Raw genomic sequence first — 18,627 nt, forward strand, 5'->3', positions numbered from 1 at the left:
CCTGTGGGGAAGCCCGTGCGTGAATACCTGCTGACGCTCTGCATCACGGCCGCGGTGACTTACCTGCTGACCGGCCCGGTGCGGAAGTTCGCGATCGTGGCCGGCGCCATGCCGGAGATCCGCGCCCGCGACGTGCACCGGGAGCCCACGCCCCGGCTCGGCGGTATCGCGATGTTCTTCGGGTTGTGCGCCGGTCTCCTCGTCGCCGACCACCTGCCGAATCTGAACGACGTCTTCGAGCGGTCCAACGAACCGCGCGCGCTGCTCTCCGGTGCCGCGCTGATCTGGCTGATCGGCGTCCTTGACGACAAGTTCGAGATCGACGCCCTGATCAAGCTGGGCGGCCAGATGATCGCCGCCGGCGTCATGGTCCTCCAGGGCCTGACGATCCTGTGGATCCCGGTGCCCGGCTACGGCATGGTCCTCCTGGACCAGGGCCAGGGCACGCTCCTGACGGTCGCGCTCGTCGTGATCACCATCAACGCGGTGAACTTCGTGGACGGCCTCGACGGCCTCGCGGCGGGCATGGTGTGCATCGCGGCGACGGCGTTCTTCCTCTACGCCTACCGCCTCTGGTACGGGTACGGCATCGAGGCCGCGGCCCCCGCGACGCTCTTCGCCGCGATCCTCATCGGCATGTGCGTGGGCTTCCTGCCGCACAACCTCCATCCCGCCAGGATCTTCATGGGGGACTCGGGGTCGATGCTGATCGGCCTCGTCCTCGCCGCGGGTGCGATCTCCGCCACAGGCCAGATCGACGGCGACGCCCTGAAGCTGAACTTCGGAGGCACCCGCGATGCCACGCACGCGATGCTTCCGGTCTTCATCCCGCTCCTGATGCCGCTGACGATCATCGCGATCCCGTTCGCCGACCTGGTCCTCGCGATCGTCCGGCGTACGTGGAACGGAAAGTCGCCGTTCGCCGCCGACCGCGGCCACCTCCACCACCGCCTCCTGGAGATCGGCCACTCCCACAGCCGCGCGGTGCTGATCATGTACTTCTGGTCGGCGCTGATCGGCTTCGGCACGGTGGCCTACTCGGTCCACTCGGCCAGCATGTGGATCCTGCTGCTGATCGTCGCCCTGAGCGCGGTCGGCCTCGTGCTGCTCCTGCTGCCGCGGTTCACCCCGCACATCCCGGGCTGGGCCGAGTCCTTCGTGCCGCCGCGTTACCGGCGGCGCGGGAGGGCCGCCGCGGACGTGTCCGCGACGGAGGCGTCGGACGAGGGGGATGTGGCGGATGTGGAGGCGGACGACCGCCCTCCGGTCGAGTCGGACGTCAACGGGGCGACGGCCGTTGGCACCCGCTCGCGCTTCGAGGATCGGCACAAGGCGGAGTCGTCGAGCTGAGGGTGCCAGTCAAACTCGCCCAATACCAGACAAGTTGCCGCGCTGCGTGCACATACGCGCGGGTTAACTCTCATGTGTGACGGCGAGCACACCTGGCAGGTAAAGACCTCATCAAATAGTTTGTGATACCGTTCACGAAACCAGGGGATAGAGCCGAAGGACCGTAGTGCGACGGTCCATTGGCCCGAGGGACACTCTCGACCCCGGACTACGCTCGTCCATGACGACACCCTGCCCCCATCAGTAAGCGGAGCGCCGCCATGCCGTCTCAAGACACCCGAACACTCCTTCAGTCCGCCGTACCCACAGCTGCCGCCGGTGCGATCACCGCCGCGGTCAGCGCCGTGGTCGCGGGCGGCAAGGGAGCGCTCGGTGCGGTCGTCGGCACGCTGGTCGTCATCGCCTTCATGGGGCTCGGGATGTTCGTACTCCAACGCACGGCGAAATCGCTTCCGCAGTTGTTCCAGGCGATGGGGCTGATGCTCTACGTCGCCCAACTCCTGCTGCTTCTTGTCTTCGTGGCTCTCTTCAAGGACACCACGTTGTTCAACCCCAAGGCTTTCGCCGTGGGTCTTGTGGTCGCGACCGTCGTGTGGATGGCGTCGCAGGCCCGCGCGTTCATGAAAGCCAAGATCCTTTACGTCGAACCCGACTCCGAGCAGAAGGACAAGCCGGAGAAGTCGGGGTCCTCGACGTGAAGGGTAGGGCCGGGATAAATGCGCGTTCGAGATGCTGCTATCGTCCGGTGCCAACTGCGGCACTGCTGGCGCGGGCATCTGAGCTGACGCCTGCACGTTCGCGAGGCTCGATGCCTGAACGCCGCGCCCACATCCGAAACACCAGTCTGGTGCCGAATCGCGGCTGCGCGCCGCGCCGACACGACAACGAGGTTGCCGTACCTATGCGTCACGCCGAAGGAGCCCGCGGTGAGTGCTGACCAAACTGAGCTCGCCTTTGACTGGAGCTGTCGGATCATGTCCGACAACGGCTGTGGCTTCCCGGCTCCGGGCCTGCACTCGTTCCTCTTCAAGCCGATCTTCGAGGTCGGCGGGTTCGAGTTCAACAAGGTCATGCTGCTCGCCCTGCTGACGACTCTCGTCGTGGTCAGCTTCTTCTTCATGGCGTTCGGCAAGGCCAAGGTCGTCCCGGGCAAGCTGCAGATGATCGGTGAGGCCGGCTACGACTTCGTACGCCGCGGCATCGTCTACGAGACGATGGGCAAGAAGGAGGGCGAGAAGTACGTCCCCCTGATGGTCTCGATCTTCTTCTTTGTCTGGATCATGAACATCTGGTCCGTGATTCCGCTGGCCCAGTTCCCGGTCTCGTCGATCATCGCGTACCCCGTCGTACTGGCGCTCCTGGTCTACGTGATCTGGGTATCGCTGACCTTCAAGCGCCACGGCTTCGTGGGCGGCTGGAAGAACATCACGGGCTATGACGAATCGCTCGGGCCGATCAAGTGGCTCGTGTCGTTCATCGAGTTCTTCTCGAACCTGCTCGTGCGCCCGTTCACGCACGCCGTGCGACTCTTCGCCAACATGTTCGCCGGTCACCTGATGCTGGTGATGTTCACCGTCGCCTCCTGGTACCTGCTGAACAGCTACATGATCCCGGCCGCCGGTGTCTCCTTCGTGATGACCATGGTCATGATCCTCTTCGAGCTCTTCGTGCAGGCCGTCCAGGCGTACGTCTTCGTACTCCTCGCCTGCACGTACATTCAGGGCGCTCTCGCCGAGCACCACTGACCAACGGCCCCCAAGCCCCCAGATCGCCCGGTGGCCAACCCCCACCGGTCCATGAAAGAGAAGGAAGTAACGGCATGTCCGCGACCCTCGAACTCGCCGCAGGCGTCTCCGGCTCCCTCGGCTCCATCGGCTACGGCCTCGCCGCGATCGGCCCCGGCATCGGCGTCGGCATCGTGTTCGGTAACGGCACCCAGGCCCTGGCCCGTCAGCCCGAGGCTGCCGGTCTGATCCGCGCCAACCAGATCCTCGGCTTCGCCTTCTGTGAGGCGCTCGCCCTCATCGGCATCGTTATGCCGTTCGTGTTCGGTAAGTAGTCACTGCTTACTGACACTTTTCGACGAAAGGCATTGATGTGATCGCCAACCTGGTTCAGCTGGCGGCCGAGGAAGAGCAGAACCCGCTCGTCCCGCCGGGTCCTGAGCTGCTCGTCGGCGCCATCGCCTTCGCCATCGTCTTCTTCTTCTTCTGGAAGAAGCTCCTCCCGAACATCAACAAGGTTCTGGAAGAGCGCCGGGAGGCGATCGAAGGCGGTATCGAGAAGGCCGAGGCCGCTCAGACCGAGGCCCAGAGCGTGCTCGAGCAGTACAAGGCTCAGCTCGCCGAGGCTCGGCACGAGGCCGCGCGTCTGCGCCAGGAGGCGCAGGAGCAGGGCGCCCAGCTCATCGCTGAGATGCGTGCCGAAGGCCAGCGGCAGCGCGAGGAGATCGTCGCCGCCGGTCACGCGCAGCTCGCCGCCGACCGCAAGGCCGCCGCACAGTCGCTGCGTCAGGACGTGGGCCAGCTGGCCACCGACCTGGCCGGCAAGCTCGTCGGTGAGTCCCTCGAGGACTCCGCTCGGCAGAGCCGCACCATCGACCGTTTCCTCGACGAGCTCGAGGAGAAGGCCGAGGCGGCTCGATGACAGCGCACGGAGCCAGCCGCGAGGCCCTCGCGGCCGCGCGTGAGCGTCTCGACGCGCTGACCGACAACACCTCGGTGAACGTGCGGCAGCTGGCGGACGAGCTGGCCTCGGTCACCGCGCTGCTGCACCGCGAGGTGTCGCTGCGCCGGGTCCTGACCGACCCGTCGCAGTCCGGTGAGGCCAAGGCCGAGCTCGCCGGGCGGCTGCTCGGCGGGCAGGTGGGCGGCGAGACTGCCGACCTGGTGGCCGGCCTGGTCCGCTCGCGCTGGTCGCAGTCGCGTGACCTGGTGGACGCCCTCGAGGAGCTCACCAACCTCGCCGAGCTGACCGGTGCGCAGAAGTCCGGCGCGCTGGACGACGTCGAGGACGAGCTGTTCCGGTTCGGCCGGATCGTCTCCTCGAACACCGGGCTCCGGTCCGCGCTGACCGACCGCGCCGCCTCGGGTGCGGCCAAGAGCGAGCTGCTGCGCAGCCTGCTCGGTGGCCGGGCCAATGAGGTCACGGAGCGGCTCGTCGAGCGCCTCGTGACCGCGCCCCGTGGACGTAGCCTGGAAGCGGGACTCGAGTCCCTCTCCAAGCTGGCCGCGGACCGCCGCAGCCGGATGGTCGCCGTCGTCACTTCTGCTGTTCCGCTCTCGGACCAGCAGAAGCAGCGCCTCGGTGCCGCCCTCGCGAAGGTCTACGGCCGCCAGATGCACCTGAACCTCGACGTGGACCCCGAGGTCCTCGGCGGGATCACGGTGCAGGTCGGCGACGAGATCATCAACGGCAGCATCGCGGACCGCCTCGAGGACGCACACCGCCGCATGGCGAGCTAGCAGTAACGCAAGACGTTGTAATTACGGCCCTAGTTGGGCCGTGCAGAGGATTCACCTCTTACTTGGGGGGAGTCCCCAGACCCCCAAAGTGAAACTTCGGGCCCAACAAGGAGAGCAGGGAACCCAGATGGCGGAGCTCACGATCCGGCCGGAGGAGATCCGGGACGCACTGGAGAACTTTGTCCAGGCGTACAAGCCGGACGCGGCCTCGCGCGAGGAGGTCGGTTCGGTCACCGTTGCCGGTGACGGCATCGCGAAGGTCGAGGGCCTGCCCTCGGCCATGGCCAACGAGCTGCTGAAGTTCGAGGACGGCACCCTCGGTCTCGCCCTCAACCTTGAGGAGCGCGAGATCGGCGCCGTCGTCCTCGGCGAGTTCAGCGGCATCGAAGAGGGCCAGCCGGTCACCCGTACCGGCGAGGTCCTGTCCGTCGCGGTGGGCGAGGGCTACCTCGGCCGCGTCGTCGACCCGCTCGGCACCCCGATCGACGGCCTCGGCGAGATCGAGACGTCCGGACGCCGCGCCCTCGAGCTGCAGGCCCCCACGGTCATGGACCGCAAGTCGGTGCACGAGCCGATGGAGACCGGCTACAAGGCCGTCGACGCCATGACCCCGATCGGCCGTGGCCAGCGTCAGCTGATCATCGGCGACCGCCAGACGGGCAAGACCGCCCTGGCCGTCGACACGATCATCAACCAGCGTGACAACTGGCGCTCGGGCGACGTGAACAAGCAGGTGCGCTGCATCTACGTCGCCGTCGGTCAGAAGGGCTCCACCATCGCCTCCGTGCGCGGTGCCCTCGAAGAGGCCGGCGCGCTCGAGTACACGACCATCGTCGCCGCCCCGGCGTCCGACCCGGCGGGCTTCAAGTACCTGGCGCCCTACACCGGTTCGGCCATCGGCCAGCAGTGGATGTACGAGGGCAAGCACGTCCTCATCGTCTTCGACGACCTCTCGAAGCAGGCCGACGCCTACCGCGCCGTGTCCCTGCTGCTCCGCCGCCCGCCGGGGCGCGAGGCCTACCCGGGTGACGTCTTCTACCTGCACTCGCGTCTGCTCGAGCGCTGCGCGAAGCTGTCGGACGAGATGGGCAAGGGCTCGATGACGGGTCTCCCGATCGTCGAGACCAAGGCGAACGACGTGTCGGCGTTCATTCCGACCAACGTCATCTCCATCACCGACGGCCAGTGCTTCCTGGAGTCCGACCTGTTCAACGCCGGCCAGCGTCCGGCCCTGAACGTCGGTATCTCGGTCTCCCGTGTCGGTGGCTCCGCCCAGCACAAGGCGATCCGCCAGGTGTCCGGACGCCTCCGCGTGGACCTCGCCCAGTTCCGTGAGCTCGAGGCGTTCGCCGCCTTCGGTTCCGACCTGGACGCCGCGTCGAAGGCCTCCCTCGAGCGCGGTCAGCGGATGGTCGAGCTGCTCAAGCAGCCGCAGTACCAGCCGATGGCCACCGAGGACCAGGTCATCTCCATCTGGGCCGGCACCACGGGCCGCATGGACGAGGTACCGGTCAACGACATCCGGCGCTTCGAGCGCGAGCTGCTCGACTACCTGCACCGCAAGGAGCAGGGCCTGATGACCTCCATCAAGGAGGGCGGCAAGATGAACGACGACACGATCACGGCCATCGCCGACGCCGTCGCCGAGTTCAAGAAGCAGTTCGAGACCTCGGACGGCAAGCTGCTCGGCGAGGACGCTCCGGCCGCCGTCGACGCGTCCAAGTGACGACGGAAGGGACCTGACTCATGGGAGCCCAGCTCCGGGTCTACAAGCGTCGCATCAAATCCGTCACCGCGACCAAGAAGATCACCAAGGCGATGGAGATGATCGCCGCCTCGCGTGTCGTCAAGGCACAGCGCAAGGTGACCGCCTCCACTCCGTACGCGACCGAGCTCACGCGCGCGGTCACCGCGGTGGCCACGGGTGCCAACGACAAGCACCCGCTGACCACCGAGGCCGAGGCTCCGACCCGGGCCGCTGTCCTGCTCCTCTCGAGCGACCGCGGCCTGGCCGGCGCCTTCAACTCCAACGCCATCAAGGGTGCGGAGAAGCTCACGGAGAAGTTGCAGGGCGAGGGCAAGGAGGTCGACACGTACATCGTCGGCCGCCGTGGCATCGCGCACTACAACTTCCGTGAGCGGAAGATCGCCGGGCAGTGGACGGGCTTCACCGATGCCCCTTCCTACGCGGACGCCAAGGAGATCGCCGCACCCCTGATCGAGGCCATCGAGACGGACACGGCTGAGGGCGGCGTGGATGAACTCCACATCGTCTACACCGAGTTCATCTCGATGATGACGCAGGAGGCGACCGGTTCCCGGCTGCTCCCGCTCAGCCTAGACAAGGTCGCGGAGGAGGCGGGCACGACGGACGAGGCCCGCCCGCTGTACGACTTCGAGCCGTCGGCGGAGGACGTCCTCGACGCCCTGCTGCCGCGCTACGTCGAGAGCCGTATCTACAACGCGCTGCTCCAGTCGGCTGCTTCCAAGCACGCCGCCACGCGCCGCGCGATGAAGTCGGCGACCGACAACGCGGGTGACCTGATCAACGCCCTCACCCGTTCTGCCAACGCGGCCCGCCAGGCCGAAATCACCCAGGAAATCAGCGAGATCGTCGGTGGTGCCAGCGCCCTGGCCGACGCGAACGCGGGGAGTGACAAGTAATGACGACCACTGTTGATACGGCCGTTGCCACGGGCCGCGTCGCCCGGGTGATCGGCCCGGTCGTCGACGTGGAGTTCCCCGTCGACGCGATGCCGGAGATCTACAACGCGCTTCACGTCGAGGTGGCCGACCCGGCCAAGGACGGCGAGAAGAAGACGCTGACGCTCGAGGTCGCCCAGCACCTCGGCGACGGCATCGTCCGCGCCATCTCCATGCAGCCCACCGACGGTCTGGTCCGCCAGGCCGCTGTGACCGACACGGGCGCGGGCATCACCGTCCCGGTCGGTGACATCACCAAGGGCAAGGTGTTCAACACCCTCGGTGCGATCCTGAACCACCCCGAGGCCGAGGCCGACGTCACCGAGCGCTGGCCGATCCACCGCAAGGCCCCCGACTTCGACCAGCTCGAGTCGAAGACCGAGATGTTCGAGACCGGCCTGAAGGTCGTCGACCTTCTCACCCCGTACGTCAAGGGTGGAAAGATCGGTCTGTTCGGTGGAGCGGGCGTCGGCAAGACCGTCCTCATCCAGGAAATGATCATGCGTGTGGCCAAGCTGCACGAGGGCGTTTCCGTGTTCGCCGGTGTCGGCGAGCGCACCCGTGAGGGCAACGACCTCATCGACGAGATGGAAGAGTCGGGCGTTCTGGACAAGACCGCCCTGGTCTTCGGCCAGATGGACGAGCCGCCGGGCACGCGTCTGCGCGTCGCCCTCGCCGGTCTGACCATGGCGGAGTACTTCCGCGATGTGCAGAAGCAGGACGTGCTGTTCTTCATCGACAACATCTTCCGCTTCACGCAGGCCGGTTCCGAGGTCTCGACCCTGCTCGGCCGCATGCCCTCCGCGGTGGGCTACCAGCCGAACCTGGCCGACGAGATGGGCCTCCTCCAGGAGCGCATCACCTCGACGCGTGGTCACTCGATCACCTCGATGCAGGCGATCTACGTCCCCGCGGACGACCTCACCGACCCGGCCCCGGCCACGACCTTCGCGCACCTCGACGCGACGACCGTGCTGTCGCGTCCGATCTCGGAGAAGGGCATCTACCCGGCGGTGGACCCGCTGGACTCGACGTCCCGCATCCTGGACCCGCGCTACATCGCGCAGGACCACTACGACGCCGCCATGCGCGTCAAGGGAATCCTGCAGAAGTACAAGGACCTCCAGGACATCATCGCGATCCTCGGCATCGACGAGCTCAGCGAAGAGGACAAGCTGGTCGTTCAGCGCGCCCGTCGCGTCGAGCGCTTCCTGTCGCAGAACACCCACGCCGCCAAGCAGTTCACCGGCCTGGACGGTTCGGACGTGCCGCTCGACGAGTCGATCGCCGCGTTCAACTCGATCATCGACGGTGAGTACGACCACTTCCCCGAGCAGGCGTTCTTCATGTGCGGTGGCATCGAGGACCTCAAGGCGAAGGCCAAGGAGCTCGGCGTCTCCTGAGTCCGTGACTCACGGGAGGGGTGGGCCGGTCCCGCCCCTCCCGGTACGCCCACTAGAATTTGACCCAACACCCGGCGAAGCCGCCGGGTGGTGACCCGAGGAGCCACCCTTGGCTGCTGAGCTGCATGTCGAGCTGGTCGCCGCGGACCGCAGTGTCTGGTCCGGCGAGGCCACCCTGGTCGTCGCGCGCACCACGTCCGGCGACATCGGCGTCATGCCCGGTCACCAGCCGCTTCTGGGTGTGCTGGAGTCGGGCCCGGTGACCATTCGTACGAGCGACGGCAACACCGTCGTCGCCGCCGTCCACGGAGGATTCATCTCCTTCGCGGACAACAAGCTGTCACTGCTTGCTGAGATCGTCGAGCTGTCGGACGAGATCGATGTCCAGCGTGCGGAGCGGGCGCTCGAGCGCGCGAAGTCGGAGGCCGACGCCTCCGCCGAGCGTCGCGCGGACGTCCGACTGCGGGCGGTGTCGTCGCGCTGAAACCGGCGCGACGGCGTTTGACGTGACTCAGCCGCGGCCAGGTCCGGAGCAATCCGGACCGGGTCGCGGCTGAGGCAATGCGGGTGCAATTCTGTTGGTCCGTTACGAAGAGGCGAGGAGGTCGGTGCCGATGATCCTCACTCTGCTCGTGTGCGGACTCGTATTGGTCGCGCTGGTGTTGGTGGGGCTCTTCGTCTTCGGACTGCGGCGCCGGCTCATCCAGCGGTCCGGCGGCACCTTCGACTGCAGCCTGCGCTGGAACGCCCCGGAGAAGGGCGACACCTCCGGCAAAGGCTGGGGCTATGGCGTCGCCCGCTACAACGGCGACCGGATCGAGTGGTATCGAGTCTTCTCGTACGCTCCCCGGCCGCGCCGTGTCCTTGAGCGCTCGGCCATCGAGGTCGTCGACCGGCGCGCCCCGGACGGCGAGGAGGAGCTCGCGCTGCTCTCCGACGCGATCGTCCTCGGCTGCCTGCATCGGGGCGTCCGCCTTGAACTGGCGATGGGCGAGGACGCGCTGACGGGTTTCCTGGCTTGGCTGGAGGCGGCGCCTCCGGGGCAACGGGTCAACGTGGCGTGACCAGCACGACGGCATGAAGAAGCCGGGGAGACAGGGGGCGTTCCTGTCTCCCCGGCTTCGTTCGTGGGCGGCTACTTCAGGCCGTCATTGATGGCGCTCACCAACTCGCCGTTGGTGGTGTCACCACTGAACTCCCAGAAGAACGCGCCGCCGAGGCCCTGCTGCTTCGACCAGGCCATCTTGCTCTTGACCGTGGCCGGGGTGTCGTACGACCACCAGTTGGTGCCGCAGTGGGCGTAGGCCGTACCGGCGATCGTGCCGTTCGCGGGGCAGGAGTTCTTGAGGACCTTGTAGTCCTCGATGCCCGCTTCGTACGTGCCCTGCGCAGCGCCCGTAGCCGTGCCGCCCGGCTCCTTCTGCGTCACGCCCGTCCAGCCGCGGCCGTAGAAGCCGATGCCGAGCAGGAGCTTCGCGGCGGGGACGCCCTTCGCCTTCAGCTTCGTGATCGCGTCGGCGGAGTTGAAGCCGGCCTGCGGGATGCCGGGGTACGAGGTGAGCGGGGAGTGCGGAGCCGTCGGGCCCTTGGCCGCCCACGCGCCGAAGAAGTCGTACGTCATGACGTTGAACCAGTCGGCGTACTGCGACGCGCCGCCGTAGTCGGCCGCGTCGATCTTGCCGCCGCTCGAAGCGTCGGCGGTGATGGCCGCCGTGACCAGGCTGTCCTTGCCGAATTCGGTGCGGAAGGCCTGCATCATGTTCTTCATCGAGGCCGGGCCGCTGGTGTCGCAGGTCAGGCCGCAGGCGTTGGGGTACTCCCAGTCCAGGTCGATGCCGTCGAAGACGTCGGCCCAGCGCGGGTCCTCCACCAGGTCGTGGCAGGACTTGGCGAAGGCGGCCGGGTTCTTCATCGCCTCGGTGAAGCCGCCGGACCAGGTCCAGCCGCCGAAGGACCAGAGGACCTTGATGTTCGGGTGCTTGGCCTTGAGCTTGCGCAGCTGGTTGAAGTTGCCGCGCAGGGGCTGGTCCCAGGTGTCGGCCTTGCCGTCGACGGACTGGTCGGCGGTGTACGCCTTGTCGTAGTCGGCGTAGGCGTCGCCGATGGTGCACTTGCCGCCCTGGACGTTGCCGAAGGCGTAGTTGATGTGGGTGATCTTGGAGGCGGAGGCCGAGGTGTCGATGTTCTTCACGTGGTAGTTGCGTCCGTAGACGCCCCACTGCGCGAAGTAGCCGAGCTTGACCTTGTCACCGGGGCCGGGGCCCGGGTCGGTGCCGCCCGTGGTGTGCACCTTGACGGCGCCGGATGCCGGTCCCGTCTGGTCCGCGGTGTCGCGGGCCTGGACCGTGTACGAGTAGTCGGTGCCCGCGGTGAGGCCGCTGTCGGCGTACGAAGTCCCGGTCACCGTGGCGACCTTGGAGCCGTCGCGCAGGACGTCGTAGTTCTTGACGCCCTTGTCGTCGGTGGCCGCGCTCCAGGCAAGCTTCACCGAGGTGTTGGTTATGTCGGACGCCGTGGGGGTGCCGGGCGCCGAGGGAGGGTTGTCGCCGGGGACGCTGCCGCCGTCACAACTACCGCCGTTGAGCGTGCAGTTGGAGGGGGCACCGGGGCCCGAGCCGTTGAACCCGAAGGAGACCGAGGCGCCGGGGGCGAGCGTCCCGTTCCAGCCGAGGTTCTTGGCGGTCCAGCGGTTGCCGGAGTTGGTGACGGTGGCGTCCCAGGCGGAGGTCACCTTCGTGCCGGTGGGGAAGTCCCACTGGACGTTCCAGGAACTGATGGTGGTGGTGCCGGTGTTCTTGACGGTCCACTTGCCTTCGAAGCCGCTGCCCCAGTCCTGGGTCTTGGCGTACGTGGCGGTGGCCGCGGGGGCGGCTTCCGGCGCGGCTTCGGCGGGGCTGCCGAGCGCGACCAGGGTGGCGAGCGGGAGCAGCAGGGTTGTGAGGCCTGCCACGGCTCTGTGTTTGAAGCGCAAGGTGCGCAAGGTGTGCTCCTCGGGTGAGATCCGGGGGGTCAGAGGGGTGGATCCCTGCGCCGCCCGTGAGCACGTGGAACACGTGGGGGTGTGCTCACCGCAGTGCGGTGAGAATAGAAAGGTCTGGACCAGCGGTCAAGAGGTCTGAACCATTGGCCGGATAGCGCCGGTCGGCCGCACCGGGTCCGGGCCTATACACCCAACTCCTGCGCGAGAACCGCCGCCTGGACCCTGCTGCGCAGCTCCAGCTTGCCGAGCAGTCGGCTGACGTGGGTCTTCACCGTCGCCTCCGCCATGTCCAGACGGCCCGCGATCTCCGCGTTCGAGAGGCCTTCACCGAGGCAGGCGAGCACCTCGCGCTCGCGGCGGGTGAGGGTGTCGAGGATGGCGGGATCGGGTCCGTTCTCGCGGCGTACGGGCCTCGTGGTCCGCGGGGCCGCGAACTCGGCGATCAGCCGCCGGGTGACGGCCGGGGCGATCAGGCCCTCGCCGCGGCCGACCGTACGGACCGCCTCCAGGAGGTCCCTGGCCTCGGTGTTCTTCAGGAGGAAGCCGGAGGCGCCCGCGCGCAGCGCCCCGAAGACGTACTCGTCGAGGTCGAAGGTGGTCAGGACGAGCACGTCCGAGAGTCCTTCGGTGACGACCTGACGGGTCGCGGAGACCCCGTCGAGGCGCGGCATCTGGATGTCCATGAGCACCAGATCGGGCCTCAGTTCACGGGCGAGCGCCACCGCCTCCTCGCCGTCCGACGCCTCGCCGACCACCTCTATGTCCGGCGCGCTGCGCAGGATCAGGACGAGCCCGGCCCGTACGGCGGACTGGTCCTCGGCGACGAGCACTCGGATCATGCGGAAGCTCCTTGGTCTGCGGGGTCGACGGGCAAGGTGGCACGGACGTCCCAGACCTTGCCTTCCGTGGTGCTCTCGGGGCCCGACTCGAAGGTGCCGCCGAGCAGTTCGGTGCGCTCCCGCATGCCGACGAGGCCGGCTCCCGAGCCGGGGGCGCGGGGTCCGGTGGGGGATCCGTACGGGCTGGTCACGTGGACATCGAGGGAGCGGGGGCGCTGGGTGAGCGCCACCGTGACCTGACCGGGCGACGCGTGCTTGAGGGCGTTGGTCAGGGACTCCTGGACGATGCGGTACGCCGCGAGCTCGACGGGCGCGGGGAGCCGCGGGCCCTCCGGGTCGCGACCGTCGTCGAGCGTGACGTCCAGACCATTGGTACGGGCGCCCGCGATCAGGGCGCCGAGGCCGTCGAGGGTGGGTGCCGCCGTCGGTTCCCGGTCGTCACTGGAGTCCCGCAGGATGCCGATGAGGCGGCGCATCTCGGCCAGACCCTCGACGCTGTTCTCGCGGATGACGGCCAGGGCGTCGCGGGTGGTCTTCGGGTCGTCCAGGGAGAGCGCCGCCGTCGAGTGGATGGCGATCGCCGAGAGGTGGTTGGCGACCATGTCGTGCAGCTCGCGGGCCATGCGGGCGCGCTCGGCCGTGATGGCCTGTACGCGGTCCATCTCGGCGAGCAGCGCGGTCTGTTCGGCGCGCAGCCGGGCGGCGACGGCGGCCTCGCGGTGGTTGCGCACGAGAACGCCGGTGGTGGCGGGGCCGAAGGACACGAGGCCGGTGACGACGCCGATCAGGATCGCCTCCGGCTCACGGAACCAGGCGAGGAACCCGATCGTCACGGCCACCGTGATCGCCCCGGTGGTGACGGGGATGCGGCGGGCGGAGGCAGGTGTCCCGTACACCACGGCCGCGTACACGATGTCGGTGAACATCATGACCGACGCGAGATTGCCCGACGTGAACTGGTCGGCGACCAGCGCGAGCGTCCCGAGGGTGAGGGCGGTCTGCGGCATGCTGCTGCGCAGCAGCTGGAGCCCTCCGAGGACGAAGAGCGGGATCAGCGCCCAGGTGTCGCCGAGCGGCCGGTCGGTCTGCATGCGGAGCCCGAGCACCCACCACGCGAGTCCGGCGAGCACACAGACCACAGAGATCTGTACGTCGACGCGTTTCGGGCGGGGGAGGGACATGGCCATGCGACCATCCAACACGGCGCGCCGGGGCAGCGCCTGATCCTGGGGGAGGAACCGCGCGCTACATCGAAGGATGCAGTCCCACTTCGTCACTGGCGACGATGATCCGCGGCCGGTCCGCAGGGAGCCTGGAAAGGTGACCGAGAGGAGCGAACCGTGATCGTCACGCTGATCATCATGTGCGAGGTGGGCTTCTGGGTGCTGCTTGCCGGCGGCCTGGCCCTGCGCTACTGGGCGAAGATGCCGCGCGCGAGCGTCGCCGTACTGCTCTGTGAGCCGATCCTGGAGGTCGTCCTTTTCGTCGTCACCGCGATCGACCTGAAGAACGGCGCGGAGCCGGACTGGAAGCACGGCCTCGCCGCCGTCTACATCGGCTACTCCATCGCGCTCGGCCACTACACGATCAAGTGGGTGGACGTCCGCGTCGCCCACCGCTTCGCGGGCGGCCCGCCCCCGTCGACCCCCAAGTACGGCATGGCCCGCGCCCTCCACGAGTGGAAGCTCGCCGCCCGCTGGATCCTGGCAGGCCTGATCGCCATGGCGCTGCTGCAGGGAGCGGTCTGGTACGTCGGGGGCGACGGGGACGTCGGCTCCCTGCGGATGTGGCAGCAGAAGATGCTGTGGCTGATCGGCATCAACGTGATCATCGCGGGGGGCTACACGGTGTTCCCGAAGAAGGCGCCGGCCGGCGAGACCGAGCAGCGCCCCACCTTCCTGAGCAAGCTCTAACGCTCGCCGCCCGGCACCCACAACACGTCCCCGACCTCCTTGTTCGCCGTCCGGGCCAGGATGAACAGGAGGTCGGAAAGCCGGTTCAGATAGGTCGCCGTCAGGGCATTCATGGCCGCGCCGTGAACCTCAAGGGCCGCCCAGGTCGACCGCTCCGCCCGGCGGGCCACCGTGCACGCCTGGTGCAGCAGCGCCGCCCCAGCTGTGCCCCCCGGCAAGATGAAGCTGCGCAGCTTCTCCAGCTGCTCGTTGAAGCGGTCGCAGTCCGCCTCCAGCTTGTCGATGTAGAACTGCTCGACGCGCAGCGGCGGGTACTCCGGGTTCTCGGCGACCGGCGTCGACAGGTCGGCGCCCACGTCGAAGAGGTCGTTCTGGACCCGGACGAGGACCTTCACGACCTCTTCGTCGAGCCCGCCGAGCGCGATCGCCGTGCCGATCGCGGCGTTGGCCTCGTTGGCGTCGGCGTACGCAGAGATCCGCAGATCGGTCTTGGCGGTCCTGCTCATGTCGCCGAGGGCCGTCGTGCCCTTGTCGCCGGTCCTGGTGTAGATGCGCGTCAGATTGACCATGAGGTCAGCCTAGTTACGCGCCCGCCTTCCGGAAGACACGTGTGCCCACCGTCACGGACCCGACCGCGAGCGCGCCTGCCATCAGGACGCCGTACAGCATCGCCGTACTCGCGTAGTCGCCGACATAGGCGGCCCGCACCGCGTCCACGAGATAGCGGAACGGCATGAAGTGCGAGAGCACGTCCAGCCAGCCCGGCGCGAGCGCCATCGGCAGCATCAGGCCTGAGAGCAGCATCGAGGGCATGCTGACCGCGTTGACGACGGGTCCGAACTCGTGCGCCTTGGAGACGAGCAGCGCGAGTGCGTACGAGAGGGACGCGAGGACGACCGTCAGGACGCCCACGAACGCGAAGCCGATGAGGATGCCCGCGAGCGGCGCCCGCAGCCCCATCACCACGGCCGCGAGGACCAGCAGCACCGCCTGGAAGACGAACAGCGCGGCATCGCGGAGCACCCGCCCGAGAAGGAGGGCGAGCCGGCTGACCGGCGTGACCCGCATCCGCTCCACCACACCGAACTGCTTCTCGATGATGATCGCGAATCCGCTGTACGAGGCGCCGAACAGGCCGAGTTGGAGCAGCAGCCCCGGCACGAGCACCTGCCAGGAGTCACCGCGCGAGCCGAGCGGCAGGTCGGTCAGGAGCGGGCCGAAGAAGAGCAGGTAGAGCAGCGGCATCAGGACGCCGAAGAGGATCTGGAACTTGGAGCGCAGGGTCTGACGGGCGTACCGCCCGAAGATCAGCGCGGTGTCGGAGAGAAACGCAGACATGTGAGGTCCTTGAGTTTTTTGCGGCCCTGGGGAATCAGACGGCGACCGGCGCCGTGTCCTTGGGGGTGAGGTCGCGCCCGGTGACGGCCAGGAACGTGTCCTGGAGCGAGGCGTCGATGGAGCCGCCGTACCGGAGCTTGAGCGCGCTCGGTGTGCCTTCGGCGACCACGACGCCCTTGTCGATGACGACGAGGCGGTCGCAGAGCGCGTCGGCCTCGTCGAGGTAGTGCGTGGTCAGCACGACGGTGGTGCCGTGGTCGTCGCGCAGCCGCCGCACCAGCGCCCACAGGTCGGCCCTGCTGCCCGGGTCGAGCCCCGTGGTCGGCTCGTCGAGGAAGAGCACCTCGGGCCGGTGCATGAGCCCCATGGCGATGTCGAGGCGCCGCCGCTGGCCGCCGGAGAGGGTCGCGCACTGGCGGTCGAGGAAGTCGGTGAGGTCCAGGTCGGCGGCCAACTCCTGGGCGCGGACGGCTGCTTGAGTCTTCGTCAGGCGGTAGAGCCGCCCCTGGGTGACCAGTTCCTCGCGTACGGAGATGTTCAGGTCGACGCCGCCGGACTGGGCCACGTACCCGATCTTGCGCCGTACGGCGGCCGGGTCGCGGGCCAGGTCGCAGCCCGCGACGGTGGCGGCGCCGCCCGTGGGGGCCAGGAGCGTGGTGAGCATGCGCAGCGTCGTCGTCTTGCCCGCGCCGTTCGGTCCGAGGAAGCCGAGGATCTCGCCGGGGACGACGGTCAGGTCGATGCCACGCACGGCTTCGACGGTGCCGCGTTTGGTCCGGAAGGTCTGGGTGAGTCCGGCCGTGCTGATGATTGCCATGGCGACCACAAAAACAGAGTCTCTTAAATTTTGCAATCGCCCCAACTTTTGGTGGTGATCCAAGTTTTCAGTTGCCCTAGCCAGTGGCCGTAAGGTGGGGTCATGGCTGAAGGACTCAGGGAGCGCAAGAAGCGGCAGACCAAGCAGCGGATCTCGGACATCGCGACGGGGCTCTTCCTGGAGCACGGCTTCGTCACGGTGACCGTCGCGGACGTCGCGGAGGCCGCCGACGTCTCGGTGAACACCGTCTACAACTACTTCCCGGTCAAGGAGGACCTCTTCCTCGACCGCGGCGAGGCCGTCGTCGAGCGACTCTCCGGCTACGTGCGAGGCCGGCGCGCGGGGGAGTCCGCCGCAGCCGCCGTGCTTCGCGAACTGCGCTCGGACGTGGAGGGCGTGTCGCCCCACGTCGGCCTCTTTCCGGGCTGGGCCGACTTCATGAGGGTCATCACCGACGCCCACGGTCTGCGCTCCCGGCTCTGGGAGATCCAGCAGGAGGCGCTCGGACACCTCGCGCGGACCCTCGCCGAGGAGACGAACGCCGCCGATGAGGACCCCATGCCCGGCCTGATCGCGGGTCAGCTCTCCTGGGTCCACAGCACGCTCATGGCCTGGATCGGCGACGAGATGACCAAGTGCCGCGAGCCCGCCGAAGTGTCACGCGACGCCCTCGTACTGCTCGACGAGATGGAGGACCTGCTCGGCGAGAAGGTCCTCAACTACGCGGTGCGCGACGCCGGATGACCCGCACGGCCCGTACCAGTGTGATGTCCGTCATCTGAGACGTGACGCGCGTCTCTTCACCGCCACTCGATCGCTCACGACCGCTAATGTCCGCCGGAAGGGCTTGCGTAAACAGCGTGTAAGCCAGGCGTGATAAGCGGTAGGGGAGTCGGAACAGTGGCACGGAAGCTCGCCGTCATCGGAGCCGGACTCATGGGGTCCGGCATCGCACAGGTCTCCGCCCAGGCGGGCTGGGACGTCGTCCTGCGCGACGTCACCGATGAGGCCCTGACCCGTGGCACCGACGGGATCAAGGCGTCGTACGACAAGTTCGTGAGCAAGGGCAAGCTCGCCGCCGAGGACGCCGAAGCGGCGCTCGGGCGCATCACGACGAGCACCGACATGGACGCCGTCGCCGACGCGGACATCGTCGTCGAGGCCGTCTTCGAGAAGCTCGAGGTCAAGCACGAGATCTTCCGTACGCTCGACAAGATCGTGCGCGACGACGCCGTGCTCGCGTCGAACACCTCCGCCATCCCGATCACCAAGATCGCGGCCGTGACGGAGCGTCCGGAGCGGGTCGTGGGCGCGCACTTCTTCTCGCCGGTGCCGATGATGCAGCTGTGCGAGCTGGTGCGCGGCTACAAGACCAGCGACGAAACCCTCGCCCGCACACGGGAGTTCGCCGAGTCCGTCGGCAAGACCTGCATCGTCGTGAACCGCGACGTCGCCGGCTTTGTGACGACCCGTCTGATCTCGGCGCTCGTCGTCGAGGCCGCCAAGCTCTACGAGTCGGGCGTCGCCACCGCCGAGGACATCGACATCGCCTGCAAGCTCGGCTTCGGACACGCCATGGGACCGCTCGCGACCGCCGACCTGACGGGCGTCGACATCCTGCTGCACGCCACGAGCAACATCTACACGGAGTCCCAGGACGAGAAGTTCGCACCGCCCGAGCTGATGCGCCGGATGGTTGACGCCGGTGACATCGGCCGCAAGAGCGGGCAGGGCTTCTACAAGCACTGACGGCTGCTTCCTCCCCCGCGGGTCACTCCTCGGGGTGAATTCGGTATCGGTTCGCTTACAGACGGCAACTT

Annotated in this window: 20 protein-coding genes; 14 read left to right on the top strand and 6 right to left on the bottom strand. The window is 67.9% G+C overall.

Translation table 11 applies throughout. The annotated features are described in order from the left end of the window. The first annotated feature begins 15 nt into the window (after window positions 1-15). From ACWGI2_RS20220 to ACWGI2_RS20270, 11 genes are all read left to right on the top strand, one after another. A complete protein-coding gene (locus tag ACWGI2_RS20220; protein WP_453696633.1) occupies window positions 16-1,350 on the top strand; it encodes an MraY family glycosyltransferase in 1,335 nt (444 codons plus the stop codon). Between the two features lie 260 nt (window positions 1,351-1,610). Beyond that, the gene (locus tag ACWGI2_RS20225) at window positions 1,611-2,048 is read left to right on the top strand and encodes a hypothetical protein (RefSeq protein WP_361050005.1); all 438 of its coding nucleotides are present in this window, start codon (window positions 1,611-1,613) and stop codon (window positions 2,046-2,048) included. A 276-nt stretch (window positions 2,049-2,324) separates the two neighbouring features. Further along, window positions 2,325-3,095, top strand: a complete 771-nt coding sequence (gene atpB, locus ACWGI2_RS20230) for a F0F1 ATP synthase subunit A (RefSeq protein WP_453696784.1) — start codon at window positions 2,325-2,327, stop codon at window positions 3,093-3,095. Between the two features lie 74 nt (window positions 3,096-3,169). Next, the gene (gene atpE / locus ACWGI2_RS20235) at window positions 3,170-3,409 is read left to right on the top strand and encodes an ATP synthase F0 subunit C (protein ID WP_055564408.1); all 240 of its coding nucleotides are present in this window, start codon (window positions 3,170-3,172) and stop codon (window positions 3,407-3,409) included. Between the two features lie 38 nt (window positions 3,410-3,447). Beyond that, window positions 3,448-3,996, top strand: coding sequence for a F0F1 ATP synthase subunit B (locus tag ACWGI2_RS20240; RefSeq protein ID WP_371527145.1), 549 nt, complete (start codon window positions 3,448-3,450; stop codon window positions 3,994-3,996). Further along, a complete protein-coding gene (locus tag ACWGI2_RS20245; protein WP_453696635.1) occupies window positions 3,993-4,814 on the top strand; it encodes a F0F1 ATP synthase subunit delta in 822 nt (273 codons plus the stop codon). The genes ACWGI2_RS20240 and ACWGI2_RS20245 overlap by 4 nt, the downstream gene beginning before the upstream one ends. Before the next feature lie 127 nt (window positions 4,815-4,941). Next, window positions 4,942-6,540, top strand: coding sequence for a F0F1 ATP synthase subunit alpha (gene atpA, locus ACWGI2_RS20250; RefSeq protein WP_453397936.1), 1,599 nt, complete (start codon window positions 4,942-4,944; stop codon window positions 6,538-6,540). 20 nt (window positions 6,541-6,560) lie between these two features. Further along, the gene (locus ACWGI2_RS20255) at window positions 6,561-7,478 is read left to right on the top strand and encodes a F0F1 ATP synthase subunit gamma (RefSeq protein WP_453397937.1); all 918 of its coding nucleotides are present in this window, start codon (window positions 6,561-6,563) and stop codon (window positions 7,476-7,478) included. Further along, complete coding sequence (atpD, locus tag ACWGI2_RS20260) at window positions 7,478-8,920, top strand: F0F1 ATP synthase subunit beta (RefSeq protein ID WP_453397938.1); 1,443 nt, start codon at window positions 7,478-7,480, stop codon at window positions 8,918-8,920. Before ACWGI2_RS20255 ends, atpD begins: the two co-directional genes overlap by 1 nt. Window positions 8,921-9,029: 109 nt before the next feature. Next, entirely contained in the window at window positions 9,030-9,404 is a 375-nt protein-coding gene (locus ACWGI2_RS20265; protein ID WP_160507238.1) for a F0F1 ATP synthase subunit epsilon, read from the top strand. A 130-nt stretch (window positions 9,405-9,534) separates the two neighbouring features. Then, window positions 9,535-9,984, top strand: a complete 450-nt coding sequence (locus ACWGI2_RS20270; protein ID WP_135331165.1) for a DUF2550 domain-containing protein — start codon at window positions 9,535-9,537, stop codon at window positions 9,982-9,984. A 71-nt stretch (window positions 9,985-10,055) separates the two neighbouring features. On the opposite strand, the gene ACWGI2_RS20275 is transcribed toward ACWGI2_RS20270, so the two are convergent. The 3 genes from ACWGI2_RS20275 to ACWGI2_RS20285 all read right to left on the bottom strand — a co-directional run bounded on the left by ACWGI2_RS20275 (window position 10,056) and on the right by ACWGI2_RS20285 (window position 13,926). Beyond that, entirely contained in the window at window positions 10,056-11,891 is a 1,836-nt protein-coding gene (locus tag ACWGI2_RS20275; RefSeq protein ID WP_453696785.1) for a glycosyl hydrolase family 18 protein, read from the bottom strand. A 191-nt stretch (window positions 11,892-12,082) separates the two neighbouring features. After that, on the bottom strand, window positions 12,083-12,739 hold the full coding sequence (locus tag ACWGI2_RS20280; RefSeq protein WP_453696638.1) for a response regulator: 657 nt from the start codon (window positions 12,737-12,739) through the stop codon (window positions 12,083-12,085). Then, a complete protein-coding gene (locus ACWGI2_RS20285; RefSeq protein WP_453696639.1) occupies window positions 12,736-13,926 on the bottom strand; it encodes a sensor histidine kinase in 1,191 nt (396 codons plus the stop codon). Before ACWGI2_RS20285 ends, ACWGI2_RS20280 begins: the two co-directional genes overlap by 4 nt. A 153-nt stretch (window positions 13,927-14,079) precedes the next feature. On the opposite strand from ACWGI2_RS20285, the gene ACWGI2_RS20290 reads away from it, so the two are divergent. After that, window positions 14,080-14,652, top strand: a complete 573-nt coding sequence (locus ACWGI2_RS20290; protein WP_453397940.1) for a hypothetical protein — start codon at window positions 14,080-14,082, stop codon at window positions 14,650-14,652. Here ACWGI2_RS20290 and ACWGI2_RS20295 read toward each other — a convergent pair. Genes ACWGI2_RS20295 through ACWGI2_RS20305 form a run of 3 tightly spaced genes read right to left on the bottom strand, consistent with a single transcriptional unit; the run spans window position 14,649 to window position 16,807 of the window. Beyond that, a complete protein-coding gene (locus tag ACWGI2_RS20295) occupies window positions 14,649-15,221 on the bottom strand; it encodes a cob(I)yrinic acid a,c-diamide adenosyltransferase (RefSeq protein WP_453696641.1) in 573 nt (190 codons plus the stop codon). The genes ACWGI2_RS20290 and ACWGI2_RS20295 overlap by 4 nt on opposite strands. A 13-nt stretch (window positions 15,222-15,234) precedes the next feature. Beyond that, window positions 15,235-15,990 (bottom strand): ABC transporter permease, encoded by a 756-nt coding sequence (locus ACWGI2_RS20300; RefSeq protein ID WP_453696642.1) that lies wholly within the window; start codon window positions 15,988-15,990, stop codon window positions 15,235-15,237. Window positions 15,991-16,024: 34 nt separating this feature from the next. Further along, a complete protein-coding gene (locus ACWGI2_RS20305; RefSeq protein WP_453696643.1) occupies window positions 16,025-16,807 on the bottom strand; it encodes an ABC transporter ATP-binding protein in 783 nt (260 codons plus the stop codon). A gap of 102 nt (window positions 16,808-16,909) precedes the next feature. On the opposite strand from ACWGI2_RS20305, the gene ACWGI2_RS20310 reads away from it, so the two are divergent. Both ACWGI2_RS20310 and ACWGI2_RS20315 read left to right on the top strand, forming a co-directional pair. Next, window positions 16,910-17,551 carry a TetR/AcrR family transcriptional regulator gene (locus ACWGI2_RS20310; protein ID WP_453397944.1) on the top strand — a complete coding sequence of 214 codons (642 nt, stop codon included), beginning with the start codon at window positions 16,910-16,912 and terminating at the stop codon, window positions 17,549-17,551. Between the two features lie 156 nt (window positions 17,552-17,707). After that, entirely contained in the window at window positions 17,708-18,556 is an 849-nt protein-coding gene (locus tag ACWGI2_RS20315; protein ID WP_453696645.1) for a 3-hydroxyacyl-CoA dehydrogenase family protein, read from the top strand. Window positions 18,557-18,627 lie beyond the last annotated feature (71 nt).

Source organism: Streptomyces sp. NPDC054866 (genome assembly GCF_053610745.1).